This window comes from Rhodococcoides corynebacterioides NBRC 14404 (assembly GCF_001894765.1).
GTDB classification, from domain to species: domain Bacteria; phylum Actinomycetota; class Actinomycetes; order Mycobacteriales; family Mycobacteriaceae; genus Rhodococcoides; species Rhodococcoides corynebacterioides.
This window is the reverse complement of sequence record NZ_BCWV01000003.1, coordinates 571,404-584,785: the sequence shown is the minus strand read 5'-3', so window position 1 is coordinate 584,785 and position 13,382 is coordinate 571,404. Positions and strand designations below refer to the sequence as shown.

Here is a 13,382-nt window from a genome sequence, read left to right as displayed (position 1 = left end):
GGTATGGGGTCGATCAGCTGCGTCGGGACAGCGTGACCAGCCGCAGGACCGCCACCACCGACACCCCGAGGAGCAGGTAGGTGGAGGTGGGGTCGGCGGTGATGCCGTCGAGGGAGATCCCGATTCCTGTGACCGTTCCCGGGCTGACCGGTTCCGCCGGGCCCAGCGTGGCCAGGAAGTCGTCGATGGTGACCTGATCGAGCAGCAACGGAGGCAGCGGCGCCGCCGTCGACAGCAGCAACGCGACGCCCGGCAGAGCGAGCGCGAGGGGGCGAACCGTCGGGTGCGGACCGCCGTCGCCGTGGGCGACGGGAAGGAGCAGGATCGGCACGGCGACGGTCACGACACCCAGGGCGACGGCCGGCGCGGGCTCGACGTCCAGCAGAGCGGCGGTGGCGGGAGCGGCGGCGAGGGCCACGGCGGTGAGCCACGACGTGATGCGTCCGACCGGCAGCAGCCACGCCACGAGCGCCCCCACCACGAGTCCGGCGAGACCGACGGTGAGCAGGACGGTGGCGGACGACGTGGTCCGGGCCAGCGTGTTCCACAGGGCGACGGCGGCGGTGGTGGCGAGGACGGTCGCGACGACGGTCCGAGCGTCGGGTGCGTCCCAGCGGGCGGCCACGCGGTCGATCACGACGAGGGCGACGACCAGCGCGATGATCGCGAGAGTCAGGGAGTACTCGCCGGTCCCGACCACCTCGACGCCGACTCGGCACACGACGGCGACGAGGACGGTGAAGACCACGAGCCGCAGGAGGTCGCGGCGCGGTGCGTCGGGCGTCGACTCCGGTGGTCGCGGCGGGAGTCCCGGCACGACGGCGGCGGCGACGGCCGCGGCGGCGGCGACCCCGACCAGCCACCAGGCGGGCTCGCCGAACACACTGCTGCTGTCGATCCGCAGCGCGACGAAGCCGTCGGTGGTGGCCCGTGTCGAGACCACGGCCAGGGCCGTTCCGCCGAGGAGGCCCGTGGCGATCGCGAACCAGCCGAGACGGGAGCGGCGCACCCCGTGCAGGGCGAGTCCGAGCAGCACTCCCGCGGCCGCGGACTTCACCCCGTGCAACGCGATGAGCACGGACAGGCTCGCGGACTCGGGAACGGCGACCTTCGTGAACGCGAGCAGCACGATCGCGACGACGGCGAGGATCCACGGCAGCCGCCGGGCACTCTCGGCGACGGCCAGGAACACCGCGGCGACGATCACGGCCAGGACCTGACCGACGGTCGTCGCGGTCGACTGGGCGGACTGCCAGCGGACGAGATCGTCGACGCCGGCGGCGAACGGCCACTGCGCGGTGCGGGGTCCCGACCACGCCACGGCGACGAGCGCACCGGACGAGCACGCGGCGAGAGCGGGAACGGCCCCGGCGGAGGGGAGGTCGGCGCGCAGTCGTCTCACTGCACCGAACCTATCGGTCCCGATCGGTGCACCGGGAATGCTCGTCGGGCGGCGGGGGTTCGTACCCACCATGACGACACTTGCTCAGAAGGCCACCACCCTCCTCGACCTGCACGTTCCGGGTACGCCGGTCATCCTCCCCACCGTGTGGGACGCCTGGTCCGCGAACCTCGCGGTCACGGCCGGGTTCTCGGCGTTGACGGTGGGCTCGCATCCCGTCGCCGATTCGGTGGGCAAGTCCGACAACGAGGGCATGACCTTCGACGACCTGCTCACCCGCGTCCGGCAGATCACCGCCGCGGTCGACGTGCCCGTCTCGGTCGACATCGAGTCCGGCTACGGCGAGGATCCGACGCGGCTGATCGAGGGCCTGATCGACGCGGGTGCCGTCGGCCTCAACATCGAGGACACCGTGCACGGCGAGGGCGGGCGACTCCGCGAGGCGCAGGAGCACGCCGATCTGGTGGGCGCGCTGCGCGCCGCGTCCGACGCCACCGACGTGCACGTCGTGATCAACGCCCGCACCGACCTCTTCGTCAAGCAGGTCGGTGACGAGAGCGATCGCGTCGACCGCGCCATCGCCCGCATGAAGCTGGCCGCCGCGGCCGGCGCCGATTCCCTCTACCCGGTCGGGTTCCACTCGGACGACGACCAGAAGCGCCTCACCGCCGAACTGCCCCTGCCGGTCAACGCCATCGGCCATCCGGTGAAGAACACCCCGTCGGCGCTCGCCGCCCTCGGCGTGGGCCGGGTCAGCTTCGGCCCGCTGTTGCAGGCGGTGCTCGCCGAGCGCGCGACCGAGGTGCTCGCGGCGTGGCGCTGACTCGCTCGGGTCGTCGCTAGCGAGAGATGCTGTACGCCTGCAGCGCCGCGACCTGAGCGGCGTCCAGTGACGGCCGGACGGCGTCGCACGCTCGTGCGACGTCGTCCGCGGTCACCACGGCAGCGTCGACGTCCCGGCGCATGGCGGTGAGGGCGGCTTCCCGCAGCAGGGCGGCACAGTCCGCGGCCGAGTACCCGTCGAGATCCTCGGCGAGAGCGCCGAGATCGACGTCCTCGGCCAGCGGGACCGACCGACCGGCCGTCGCCAGGATCGCCCGCCGCGCGTCGGCGTCGGGCGGCGGGACGAACACCGCCTTCTCCAGTCGGCCGGGCCGCAGCAGAGCGGGATCGATGAGTTCGGGACGGTTGGTCGCCCCCAGGACGACGACGTCGCGGAGTGGCTCCACGCCGTCGAGTTCGGTGAGCAGAGCGGCGACCACGCGGTCCCCGACTCCGGAATCGCTGCTCTGGCCGCGGCGGGGCGCCAGCGCGTCCACCTCGTCGAGGAAGATCAGTGACGGCGCGGAATCCCGTGCGCGCCTGAACAGTTCGCGGACCGCCTTCTCCGACGATCCCACCCACTTGTCCATCAGCTCCGCGCCCTTGACGGTGTGGACACTGAGCTGGCCGGAACTGGCGAGAGCCCGGACCACGAAGGTCTTCCCGCATCCGGGCGGACCGTAGAGCAGAACCCCGCGCGGCGGATCGACGCCCAGGCGAGCGAACGAATCCGGGTGCCGCAGCGGCCACAGCACCGCCTCGGTGAGTGCCTGCTTGGTCTCGACCATGTCGCCGACGTCGTCGAGCGTGAGACTCCCGACCACCAATTCCTCGGTGCCCGAGCGGGACAGCGGCCTGATCACGGCCAACGCGCCGACGAGATCCTCCTGCGTCAGCACCGGTGTCTCCTCGGTGCGATGCGCGCGAGCCGCGGCCTGGACCGCGGCCTCCCGGCAGAGAGCAGCGAGGTCGGCCACCACGAAACCCGGTGTCCGGAGCGCGATCTCCCCCGTCGCGACCTTCTCGGTCGGCACGTCCCGCAGCAGTACGTCGAGCAGGCGGGCGCGGGCGGTCGAATCCGGCAGGGGCAGCGTGAGTTCCCGATCCACCAGGTCGGGGTCACGCAACCGAGCGTCGACCGCATCGGGCCGAGAGGTGGTGCACACCAACGCCACTCCCGGCGACGCGACGGCCGCGCGCAGCCGATCGAGCACCAACGTCGAGACCGGGTCCGCGTCGACGGGCAGCAACGCATCGACGTCCGAGACGAGCAGCACCGCGGGATCCTCGGCGCCGCGGGCCGTGTCGACGACGCGCGTCACGGCGGCCAGCCGGTCGTTCGCAGCGGTGGATCCGACCGAGGGGCCGTCGATCTCGACGATCCGGCGCGTCGCCGCGACGGCGCGGACCATCGTCGCCTTCCCGACGCCGCCGGGACCGGTGACGAGCACGCCCAGCCGCGGCGAGGCGCCCAGGGTGCGCAGCAGCTCGGGCCGGTCCAGGGCCAGCTCGAGCCACTCGCTCAGCGTGGCGGCCTGCTCCCGCGCCCCCACCAGATCGTCGACGGCGACGGGCGGTTCCGTCGCGTGCGGTTCGGGTTCGGCGACCCCGCGGGGTCGAGCGTCGGCCGTGCCCGACCCGGCGCCCGCACCGCGCGTCACCGACGTGTTGGGCTGAATGCTCACCGGCCCAGCAGGATCGGTGGCGGTGACGGTCAACAGCTCGGTGGTCCAGGCCACCCCCACGGTGCGCGCGAGCGTCGACGAGACCGACGCCGTGGACGTCCCCGGCCCGAGGTCGCGGGGCAGCAGGGACACCGCGTCGCCCGCGCTCACCACCTTGCCGAGCAGGGCGCGGCGCAGCGTGGCGTCGTCGAGCGCCGCCACGGCCGTGCCGCCGTGCACGGTGACCGTGGTCCCGCCCGCCACTCGGACGGGGCGGACGACCACCGTGGCGTTCTCGGTCAGACCCGTGTTGGAGAGCGTCACGTCGTCCAGCAACGCGATTCCGCTGGGCGACGCCGTGCTCTCGGCGACCACCGATGCCGTCCGCCGTGATCCGACCAACTCCACCGCGTCCCACTCCCGCAGGCCCAGCGCCGTCAGCGCTTCGGGGTGGATGCGCACGATGCCGCGGCGCGCATCGGCAGCCGAGGTGGTGAGCCGGACGGTCAGGGACAGCTCGGGAGTGCTCACCGGTCGTCCCGCGGAACCGGTGGGCGCAGCCGCAGCCGCGCCGAGCTCCGACCGGCCCGCGCCGGGCGGCGTCGGCGCACGATGCCCGGCCGTTCCCGACGCGCGGCCCGACGCACCGCGCGGCGCTCGGCGGGCTTGGCCTCCCACGTTTCCGGACGCGCCGCGACCCACCGCTTCGAGCGGATGGCGAACGGGATGTGCGCCAGGTACAGCGCGATGAGCACGATGAGCAGCACGAACGGGAAAGTGATCAGGGCTGCGCCGGCGACGCCGACCGCGACGAGCAGGATGGCGGCCATGCGCGGCGGCACGGACACGCTCTTGAGCGCCAGGGTGGGGATGCGACTGACGATGAGCAGCGCGGACAGCACCACCCAGGTGGCCACGACGTAGTACGAGGACCACCATCCCGTGCCCCACTGTTGTTGCACGGCAAGCGGAGTCAGCGCGATCAGCGCGCCGGCGGGTGCGGGCACTCCCACGAAGTACTCCCCGGCGAACGCGGGCCGGGAATCGTCGTCGATGAGGGTGTTGAACCGCGCGAGGCGCAGGACGATCGAGACCGCGTAGATCAGCGCGATGACCCACCCGCCGCTGCTGCCCTCGAGCAGCGTCACGTACAGCACCAGGGCCGGGGCGACGCCGAAGGAGATCGCGTCGGCGAGGGAGTCGAGCTCGGCCCCCATGCGCGACGTCGCGTCGAGCATCCGCGCGATGCGTCCGTCGAGCGAATCGAGCACGGCCGCGGCGCCGATCATGGCCAGCGCCAACCCGAGTCGGCCGTCGAGGCCGAATTTCACCGCCGAGAGACCGGCGCACAGCGCGAGAACGGTGACCGCGCTCGGCAACAGCCGAACGGGGCCGGTACGCCCACCCTCTCCGTCGGACGCCGAGTCCTCCGCGGCGATCACGGCAGTTCGGCGAGCACGGTCTCGGCGCCGACCGCGCGCTGGCCCGGCAGCACCGCCAAGCGGGATCCCTCGGGAAAGTAGGTGTCCACGCGGGAGCCGAAGCGGATCAGCCCGTAGGTGTCGCCGATGGTCAGGGTGTCACCCGCCGACGCCTGGTTGACGATCCGCCGAGCCAGCAGGCCGGCGATCTGCACGACGGCGAGATCGTGCCCGGCCGGGGTCCGCAGGTGCATCGAGGTGCGCTCGTTGACCACGCTGGCGTCGGCGAGATCCGCCGAGAGGAACTGGCCCGCCTTGTGGACGACGTCGACGACCTCGCCCGACACGGGGACACGCTGGACGTGGACGTCCAGCACCGACAGGAAGATGCTGACGCGCGGCAGCGGCTCGGTCCCGAGGTCGAGTTCGGCCGGGGGCACGGCGACGTCGACCAACGCCACCTCGCCGTCGGCGGGAGCGACGACGACGCCCGCCCGGTTCGGGGGCACGCGCTGCGGGTGGCGGAAGAAGCCGGCCATCGCACCTGCGGTGAGGAGCGAGGCGGTGCGCACCGCACGGCGACGACGGCCGAGTGCGGCCACGGCGAGCGGTGCGGCGACGAACGGGGCGCCCGCAGGATGCAGCGGCGGAATCGACGAGCGGATCAGATCCACGACGTGGCCGAGGCCGGTCGGTTCGGGGGTGCCTGCTGGGACGGGGCGTCGGGCCACGATCTCCTCTTACGTCGTATGGATGTGCCGGCGTGGGGAACCGACCGGGCCGCGGAGACGGCTCGGGGCCCCTCACGAGATTACGTGAGGGGCCCCGAACGGTCCGGAGACGGATCAGACGCGCGAACGACGTCCGGTGACCGCCTTGACGATGAACAGCAGAATGCAGGCGCCGATGAGGCACGTGACGAAGCTGAAGATGATGCCGCCGCCCTTGACGTCGACACCGACCGCCTGCAGCAGGAATCCACCGAGCAGGCCGCCGATGATGCCGACGACGATGTTCAGGATGATGCCCTGCTGGGCATCGGTCTTCATGATCTTGCTGCCGATCCATCCGGCGAGTCCGCCGATGATGATCCAACCGATGATGCCCAGACCCAACATGATGAACCTCTTCCGACTCGGTGACCGACCCGAGGTCCGGGTCGAACGTCGGCAATCGGCTACCCGAGCCCCCGCCCCGTGAAACGCCGCGCGTAGCGACAGGGCATCACGATCGGGCCTCGAAACGGTGTCGAGGTCACGTCCGTGGTGCGACGAGCAGGACGGAGTCCGTCTCTCCGTTGTCCGTGGTCACCAGCAGCGAGCCGTCGGGTTGCGCCGCCACGGTCCGGATCCGACCGAACTCGCTCAGCTCCGGGAGGGTGGTCTGCTCGGTGACGGTGGTGCCGTCGTCGGACAGTCGGAGCAGCAGCACCTGCTGACCCTTCTGCACTCCGACGGCGAGTGCCCCGTCCCAGGCGCCCCAACCCGATCCGGTCAGGAACGTTCCGGACGCCGTCGCCACCGTGCTCGGCCCCGAACTCCACACCGCACCCCGCGCACCCGGCACGCGGTCGGGGTCGGTCATCGGCACCGACTCGTCGTACCCGGAACCACTGCGGTCCGGCGACCACCCGTAGTTGCCGCCGGGGGTCAGGAGATTCACCTCGTCGTCCCGAGAACTGCCCTGCTCCACCGAGTAGACCCGGCCGGTGCCGGGTTGCTCGGCGAGACCCTGGACGTTGCGGTGACCGAGCGTGAACACCGGCGACGCCGAATCCGGATTGCCGGCCGCCGGCGCACCCGTCGCGGCGTCGACCCGCAACACCTTGCCGCCCGACGAATTCCGATCCTGCGGGTTCGACGGCTGTGCAGCATCGCCCGTGCCGATCAGCAGGGTGCCGTCGTCGGACGGGAGAATCCGGCACCCGCCGTGCCGACCCGTCGAGACGGGGAATCCGTCGATCACCGTGCGCTCGCGCGTGAGCCCCGACCAGTCCGGTGCGACGGTCCAGGCGACCACTCCGACGGAGCGGCCGCCGCCCGCCTCGATTCCCTGGCACGTGTACGCGGTGCGGTCCTGCTCGAACCCGGGCGACAGAGCCAGTGCCATCAATCCGGTCTCCGACGACGCGAACAGGTCCGACAGATCCGCCGACATCGGCGCGGGCTCGGCCCCCGGACGCACCGCGGTGAACGACCCCGCCCGTTCGGTGAACACGATCGTCCCGTCGGGCGCCCGCACGACGTCCCACGGATGGTCGAGCCCGTCGGCCACCACCTCGACCGACACCGGCGGCGGTGCCGTGTCCGCGACCGGTGGAGCAGTGGTCGTGGCGGGACTGCTGTCGGCCTCCGCTGCCGACGAACCGCACGCGGCCGTGGCGAGTCCCGCCGCGAGAACGACGGCGGTCAGGGCGGCCGGGCGGCGAGTCATGTCTCCACGGTACGGACGCGGCGCCGGATTCGTCCCGTTCGCAGCCGCTACTTCTCGGCGGCAGCCTTGATCTTGGCCAGCGTGGCGTTCATTCCCCGCTCGAGCTCACCGTCGAAGTTGCGCTGGCCACCGAAGGCCAGGCGAACGAGGACGTTCGACACCGCCGTCGTTCCGCCCGGCGCCTCACGACGCTCGGTCACGCGGGTGCCCGTCTCGGTCGGCTCCAGCTCGTAGGACCAGATCGTGTGGTTCTCCGTCACGCGGAACGCCAGCCGACGCTCCGGCTCGAACCGGACCACCTTCGCCGTCGTCGGCCAGACCAGGGGACCGCGCTTGTTGAGATTGATCGTGCGAGTGCCCAGCTTCGGCTCGCCGCCCAGCACCGTCATCTTCTTGCACTGGGGGCTCCACTCGCCCATGCGCTTCAGGTCGGAGACCACCGCCCACACCGCGGCCGGCGGGGCCTGGACGTCGATGCTGGCGGACAGAGAGGTGGACATGGCGATCGGTCCCGTCGTCGGTGTCCGTGACCGGACGTCACGGCATCGACCGCACTGTATCCAGACGCCCGCGGGAACGACCCTCAGGGGGCGACGACGTCGACGACGTGGATGCGCACGTCGGTGGGCGACACCCGGACCCCGACCACCTCGGACAGGGCGTCGACGACACGGGTCTCGATGGCCGCGACGAGTTCGTCCAGGTCCTGCAGGTAGGGGATGGCGATGTCGAGACTCGCCCCGATCAGTCGTCGACCCTCGACGTCGAGTTCCACCGCGCGGACTCGACTCGGCAGGCCGCCCAGGGCGCGGAGGACGGCCAGCCGGACGACGTGATCGCCGATCCGCAGTGTGTCGCCCGCGGCCTCGGACGGGAAGGCGGCGTCGATCGGGGTGGTGCGCCGAGCGGTGCGCCGCAGGGTCTCCAGGATGGCCGCACTGACGGTCACCCAGGAGGGGGTCTCCTCGTCCCGCAGTTCTCGCGCCGCGCGGTCGAGGATCGGGTCCGCACCGGCGCCGTCGTCGAGTGTCACCGCCATGGGGCCATCCTTTCGCTCAGAGTTCGTCGAGCTCGGGTGACCTGTCCGCGAACCGCGGACGGGGACATCGACAGCGTCTCCCCGATCTCGACGTGGGTCATTCCCTCCACTTCACGGAGCAACCAGCAGGATCGCTGGACTTCCGGCAGATCCGACAGCACGCGGCGCAGAGCGGCCAGGAAGTCGGAGCCGGTGGCGGCCGAGGCCGGATCGTCCGCGGCGACGGCGTCGCCCACCGCCTCCTCGAAGAGCCAATCCTCCGCGGGGCGTGGCACCCGCCGTCTCGTCGCGTCGATGGCCTTGTGGTTGACGATGCCGAACAGCCAGGTCCGCAGCGCCGATTCCGACCGGTAGTGCTCGAGGCTCTTCCAGGCGGCCACGAACGCGTCCTGCACGATCTCCTCGGCCAAGCCGTCGTCACGCACCATGTTCCGGGCGAAGCGGTACATCGCCGGACCGTGGGTACGCACGAGAGTCTCGAACGCCGCCCGGTCGCCGAGCACGGCCGCGTTCACGAGATCGGCGGAATCGTCCGTGCTCGCGGCGGCAGCGGAGTTCGTCGCCTGCATGCCCCCTATTCGGTTCCGCGGCGTCGGGGGACCAGTCCGAGGATTTGAACACCACTTCTTGTGGCATACGTCACCTGGGTGCACGCTTTTCCGATCGAGCCGCGACCCACTCCCGACACCAACGACCTGAAAGGATGATTCGGAGATGACTGCATCGACCGGCTCGACCACCTCGACCACCTCGGCGGCGAACTCGACCCTGGACAAGTCCACGAACGCCTCGTCGAGCGAGGGGACCGGCGCGCTGGTCGCGTCCGACGGCCGCACCACCATTGCCGACGTCGTGGTCTCGAAGATCGCGGGCATCGCGACCCGTGAGGTCAACGGCGTTCACGCGGTCGGTGGCGGCGCCACCCGCGCCATCGGCGCGCTGCGCGAGCGCATCCCCGGCGCCCGCGTCAACCACTCGCAGGGCGTGTCCGTGGAGGTCGGCGAGCGCCAGGCCGCCGTCGACATCGACATCGTGGCCGACTACGGCGTCTCCATCGCGGACCTCGCCGCAGGCATCCGCCGCAACGTCATCGACGCTGTCGAGCGCATGACCGGCCTCGAGGTCACCGAGGTCAACATCACCGTTCACGACGTCTATCTGTTCGAAGAGGACAACGACGACGACGAGCCCGCTCCCGCGCGCGTCCGATGACCGGCGCAGCTCCGGCAGGTGACGACATCGCCGACCGCGTGGCTGCGGCCGTGATCGCGGTTCCCGGCGTGGCGTTCCTGCACGGCGGCGTGTTCGGCGAAATCGGGACCTACCTGCCGGGGCGTCGCGTCTCGGGCGTCGCCGTGCGGGACGACGCCACCGAGGTGCACATCGCCGTCACCACCGACTCGGTCGTGCGCGACACGGCCGACGCGGTGCGCAGAGCGGTGCGCGCCGTCGTCGACAAGCCGGTGAACGTCCTCGTCGAGGACGTCGTGCCGGTTGACCCGGCGCAGGCCGAGTCGAGCGAACCCGGCGGGGGTACTCCCGCCCCGTGATCGACGACCGACAGCCGACGCACGACGAGCGCGCCTACCGGGACGCTCGTCGTGCGGCGGTTCGGGCTCATCACCCCGACGCGGGCGGCGACCCCGACGTCCTGATGCGAGCGCTCGCCGACATCGACCGGCGGTTCGGCATCGGGGTCGAGCGAACCCGGCCCGCACGCCCGGTCGACGTCGTCGTGGTCACCTCGACTCCGCGCCGCGTCCTGCGACTCGTCCGCCGGGCGGGGCGCGCACTCCCACGCCGACGCACCTACGTCGACATCTCCACCCCGCCGCACCCGTGAGCAATCCCGTCCCTGCCACTCTTCCCCTCCACGATCGGAGCACCATGACCTCCTCCACCATCGGACTGTTGGCCGGCTTGCTGCTGGCCGTCGCGGCTGCCGCCGGCGGATTCACCGGTTTCCTGGTCGCGCTCGTGCTCGGGGCGATCGGCTTCGCCGTGGGCGCCTACCGGGACGGCAACTTCGATCCCGAGTCCCTGCTGCGCGGCCGCGGCCGTGGCTGAACGGGACGACGCGCGGAGTGCGGACGCGGCGGCTGCTGTGGGCTCCGACCGGGCGCCGCTCGCCGAGCCCGGTGAACGCGGGTCGCTGACCGTTCTCGACCGCGCGATCGAGCGCATAGCCGACGCCTCTCTCACCCGGACGTCGGGCATCGTCTCCGGCGGCGGCGCCTTCGGACGCCGCCCGTCCCGCGTGAAGGTGACCCAGGAGGGTCGCGTCGTGCGCGCAGCGGCCGACTGCACGGTGACCTGGCCGCGCTCGGCGGTCGTCGTGGCCGACGAGCTGCGACGCGACATCGCGCGCGGCATGGCCGACTCGGGTCTGCGCGCCGAATCCGTGGACGTGCGGGTGGGCGACTTCGCCGCGCCCCGCGACCGGGACCTCGCAGCCTCCGCCGGATCCACCGCCGACCTGCTTCCCGCTCCGCGCCCCCTCGCCGCGCCCGCCGCGACGCCCTGGGCGTTGCTGTGGACCCTGGCGCTGCTGGCGGGGGCCGCTGTGCTGATCCGCGACGCGCTGGCGGTGTGGAACGTCGTCCCGGGCGAGGCCTGGACCGCCAGCGCCCTCGACTACCTCGACGGACTCGGGCCGCAGTCCTGGATGGTGCCCGCCGGCATCGCCGCCGCCGTGGTCGGCGTGCTCATGATCCTGGCGTCGCTCAAGTGGCGCGGGCGCCGGTACCGGCCCAGCGGCATTGCCGACGACGTCTGGATCCACCGCAGTGACCGCGCGAAGCTGGCGGCGGCCGCGTCGGACACGTCCGGGACGTCCGGGGCGTCCGCCACCGGATCGGCCGCTGCGACCTCCACCGCGACCGATGCCGAAAATGGGACCGCCACGGGTGCGCCGACGGTCGAGACGAAGGGGGCGACGTCGTGAAGCGCAGTACCGCGTTCTTCGATCGACTCGGCGTGCTGATTCTCGGCGCCGCTCTGGCCGCGCTGGGCGTGGGCGCGGCTCTCTGGCAACGGGGATCGCTGCCGTTCACCCTCGACACCCTCGACGTCGGCGTGGTCGCCGACCGTCAGCAGGACACGTGGTGGCCGTGGGCACTGGGTGGTGCGGGTGTCGTCCTCGTGCTGATCCTGCTGTGGTCGCTCCTGCGCCGACTCCCCTCGTCGGCCGGACGCGACCTGACGCTGAGCGCGGACCCGTCGGTGCCGGGTTCGGTCACCGTCGATCTGCGCGCCGTCGCGAAGCAGGCCGCGGACGTCGCGCGTGACCTTCCCGGGATCAGGTCGGCACGGCCTCGCCTGCGCTGGGAGCGGGTCGACGGCACCCGCGTCCCGGTGATCTCCGTCATCGCGCGGACCGAGGCGGAGGCATCGCCCGCCGCCGCGGCGGCCGAACTCGCCGCGGTCCGGCGTCACGTCGCCGCGGTGGTCGGCGAGGGCGCCGTGGCCGTTCGGGTTCTCCTGTCGACCTGACCCGAGCGGGTCGCGGTTCGATCGCCGCGGACCGGATCACCCAACGACGCGGATCGGATCAGATGATCGGCGCGGATCAGATCAGGGTGATCGCCGCGGCGATCACGGCCACCGCGCTGGGCCCGCCCTGGATCGCGGCGGGTCGAAGAAGTGCGCGGTCGGTGGCCGCGAGCACCGACGCGGCGCCGGCCATCGATCCGCAGGCGAAGAGCACGAGCGCGGCACCGACGTGGCCCTCTCCGAACGCGAGCACCAGCGCGCCCACGGCAGCGCCGACGGCGAGGAACAGGTTGTACCAGCCCTGGTTGAAGGCCCAGCGGCGTACGGTGCGGGCCTCGGCGTCGTCCTTCACGCCGAACACCCGCCGCCCGGCGGTATCGAAGGCCACGGACTCGAGCACGAAGATGTAGGTGTGGATCGCGGCGGCGAGCAGCGCGGCGATCGTGGCGAGGGCGGTCATCTGCGCAGTATGCGTGATGTCGGCGGCCGACACACCGAGTCCGACACGCCGACTCGCACAATGGTCGAACAATGGTTCGCGGTGAAATTTGTGGAGACCGCACAACCGAAACGAACGGTATCCATGACATTCGTGTTTGTGGCAGGTCACGAATTGTTACGAGGGTCTGCGTAATGGCTCTCCGGGGCGTACGCTCTCGTCAACGACCGGGATTGTTGTATCGCTCACGTTCCCGTACTCGTTACACCCAGTTTGGACGGCGTCCATGCGGCGCCTCGTATCGGGGAGATGCGGATGTACGAGCTACTCGAGAACCGACGTCCTACGGTCAACTCCGGCCACACCGACCTGGTGCGCGCCGTGTTCTGTGACGAGTTCGAGGCCGGCGTGGATCGCGCCGCGCTCGAGTCGATCGACCACGGCGACATCGACCGGTGGGTCACCGACCTGCGTTACACCGGGCTCCTGCTGCCCGACGAGGTGGCCGCCATCGAACGCCAGTGGCTGACCGATCCCGCGGGACTCGTGTCCGCCCTGGTCGGTGGCCTCGACGAGGTGACCGCACGCCGGACGGCTCACCAGGACGCACGCGCGTCCTTCGCACACCGCCGGTCCGCCGCGGTCTGATCCGCCCCGGGCCCGGCTGCGG

18 protein-coding genes are annotated in these 13,382 nt (G+C 71.8%); 8 read left to right on the top strand and 10 right to left on the bottom strand.

What is annotated here, in order from left to right:
* Positions 1-13: 13 nt before the first annotated feature.
* Positions 14-1,402, bottom strand: coding sequence for a hypothetical protein (locus RC2_RS08080; RefSeq protein WP_068145079.1), 1,389 nt, complete (start codon positions 1,400-1,402; stop codon positions 14-16).
* Positions 1,403-1,472: 70 nt separating this feature from the next.
* Between RC2_RS08080 and RC2_RS08075 the strand changes: the two genes are divergently transcribed.
* Complete coding sequence (locus RC2_RS08075) at positions 1,473-2,225, top strand: isocitrate lyase/PEP mutase family protein (protein WP_068145239.1); 753 nt, start codon at positions 1,473-1,475, stop codon at positions 2,223-2,225.
* Between the two features lie 16 nt (positions 2,226-2,241).
* Here RC2_RS08075 and RC2_RS08070 read toward each other — a convergent pair whose 3' ends face one another.
* From RC2_RS08070 to RC2_RS08035, 8 genes are all read right to left on the bottom strand, one after another.
* Positions 2,242-4,419 carry an AAA family ATPase gene (locus tag RC2_RS08070; protein ID WP_068145236.1) on the bottom strand — a complete coding sequence of 726 codons (2,178 nt, stop codon included), beginning with the start codon at positions 4,417-4,419 and terminating at the stop codon, positions 2,242-2,244.
* Positions 4,416-5,330, bottom strand: a complete 915-nt coding sequence (gene pssA / locus RC2_RS08065) for a CDP-diacylglycerol--serine O-phosphatidyltransferase (RefSeq protein WP_245811018.1) — start codon at positions 5,328-5,330, stop codon at positions 4,416-4,418. The genes RC2_RS08070 and pssA overlap by 4 nt, the downstream gene beginning before the upstream one ends.
* Positions 5,327-6,040, bottom strand: a complete 714-nt coding sequence (locus tag RC2_RS08060; protein ID WP_068145076.1) for a phosphatidylserine decarboxylase — start codon at positions 6,038-6,040, stop codon at positions 5,327-5,329. Before RC2_RS08060 ends, pssA begins: the two co-directional genes overlap by 4 nt.
* Positions 6,041-6,154: 114 nt before the next feature.
* Positions 6,155-6,427 carry a GlsB/YeaQ/YmgE family stress response membrane protein gene (locus RC2_RS08055; RefSeq protein ID WP_068145073.1) on the bottom strand — a complete coding sequence of 91 codons (273 nt, stop codon included), beginning with the start codon at positions 6,425-6,427 and terminating at the stop codon, positions 6,155-6,157.
* Positions 6,428-6,563: 136 nt separating this feature from the next.
* Positions 6,564-7,742, bottom strand: a complete 1,179-nt coding sequence (locus RC2_RS08050) for a PQQ-dependent sugar dehydrogenase (RefSeq protein ID WP_068145070.1) — start codon at positions 7,740-7,742, stop codon at positions 6,564-6,566.
* Between the two features lie 47 nt (positions 7,743-7,789).
* Complete coding sequence (locus RC2_RS08045; RefSeq protein WP_068145069.1) at positions 7,790-8,242, bottom strand: SRPBCC family protein; 453 nt, start codon at positions 8,240-8,242, stop codon at positions 7,790-7,792.
* Positions 8,243-8,325: 83 nt separating this feature from the next.
* Complete coding sequence (locus tag RC2_RS08040; protein WP_068145066.1) at positions 8,326-8,781, bottom strand: hypothetical protein; 456 nt, start codon at positions 8,779-8,781, stop codon at positions 8,326-8,328.
* Complete coding sequence (locus RC2_RS08035) at positions 8,772-9,350, bottom strand: RNA polymerase sigma factor (RefSeq protein WP_068145063.1); 579 nt, start codon at positions 9,348-9,350, stop codon at positions 8,772-8,774. The genes RC2_RS08040 and RC2_RS08035 overlap by 10 nt, the downstream gene beginning before the upstream one ends.
* 145 nt (positions 9,351-9,495) lie before the next feature.
* On the opposite strand from RC2_RS08035, the gene RC2_RS08030 reads away from it, so the two are divergent.
* From RC2_RS08030 to RC2_RS08005, 6 genes are read left to right on the top strand one after another with little or no spacing between them, the layout of a single operon-like run.
* Positions 9,496-9,993 (top strand): Asp23/Gls24 family envelope stress response protein, encoded by a 498-nt coding sequence (locus RC2_RS08030; protein ID WP_068145060.1) that lies wholly within the window; start codon positions 9,496-9,498, stop codon positions 9,991-9,993.
* Positions 9,990-10,331 (top strand): hypothetical protein, encoded by a 342-nt coding sequence (locus RC2_RS08025; protein ID WP_068145058.1) that lies wholly within the window; start codon positions 9,990-9,992, stop codon positions 10,329-10,331. The genes RC2_RS08030 and RC2_RS08025 overlap by 4 nt, the downstream gene beginning before the upstream one ends.
* Positions 10,328-10,624, top strand: a complete 297-nt coding sequence (locus RC2_RS08020) for a hypothetical protein (protein WP_068145054.1) — start codon at positions 10,328-10,330, stop codon at positions 10,622-10,624. Before RC2_RS08025 ends, RC2_RS08020 begins: the two co-directional genes overlap by 4 nt.
* A gap of 44 nt (positions 10,625-10,668) precedes the next feature.
* Positions 10,669-10,848 carry a DUF2273 domain-containing protein gene (locus tag RC2_RS08015; RefSeq protein ID WP_068099361.1) on the top strand — a complete coding sequence of 60 codons (180 nt, stop codon included), beginning with the start codon at positions 10,669-10,671 and terminating at the stop codon, positions 10,846-10,848.
* Positions 10,841-11,725, top strand: a complete 885-nt coding sequence (locus RC2_RS08010; protein ID WP_139277315.1) for an Asp23/Gls24 family envelope stress response protein — start codon at positions 10,841-10,843, stop codon at positions 11,723-11,725. The genes RC2_RS08015 and RC2_RS08010 overlap by 8 nt, the downstream gene beginning before the upstream one ends.
* A complete protein-coding gene (locus RC2_RS08005) occupies positions 11,722-12,273 on the top strand; it encodes a hypothetical protein (protein WP_068145049.1) in 552 nt (183 codons plus the stop codon). The genes RC2_RS08010 and RC2_RS08005 overlap by 4 nt, the downstream gene beginning before the upstream one ends.
* A 76-nt stretch (positions 12,274-12,349) precedes the next feature.
* On the opposite strand, the gene RC2_RS08000 is transcribed toward RC2_RS08005, so the two are convergent.
* The gene (locus RC2_RS08000; protein WP_068145232.1) at positions 12,350-12,733 is read right to left on the bottom strand and encodes a DUF1304 domain-containing protein; all 384 of its coding nucleotides are present in this window, start codon (positions 12,731-12,733) and stop codon (positions 12,350-12,352) included.
* A 294-nt stretch (positions 12,734-13,027) separates the two neighbouring features.
* Between RC2_RS08000 and RC2_RS07995 the strand changes: the two genes are divergently transcribed.
* Positions 13,028-13,360, top strand: a complete 333-nt coding sequence (locus tag RC2_RS07995; protein WP_068145047.1) for a hypothetical protein — start codon at positions 13,028-13,030, stop codon at positions 13,358-13,360.
* Positions 13,361-13,382 lie beyond the last annotated feature (22 nt).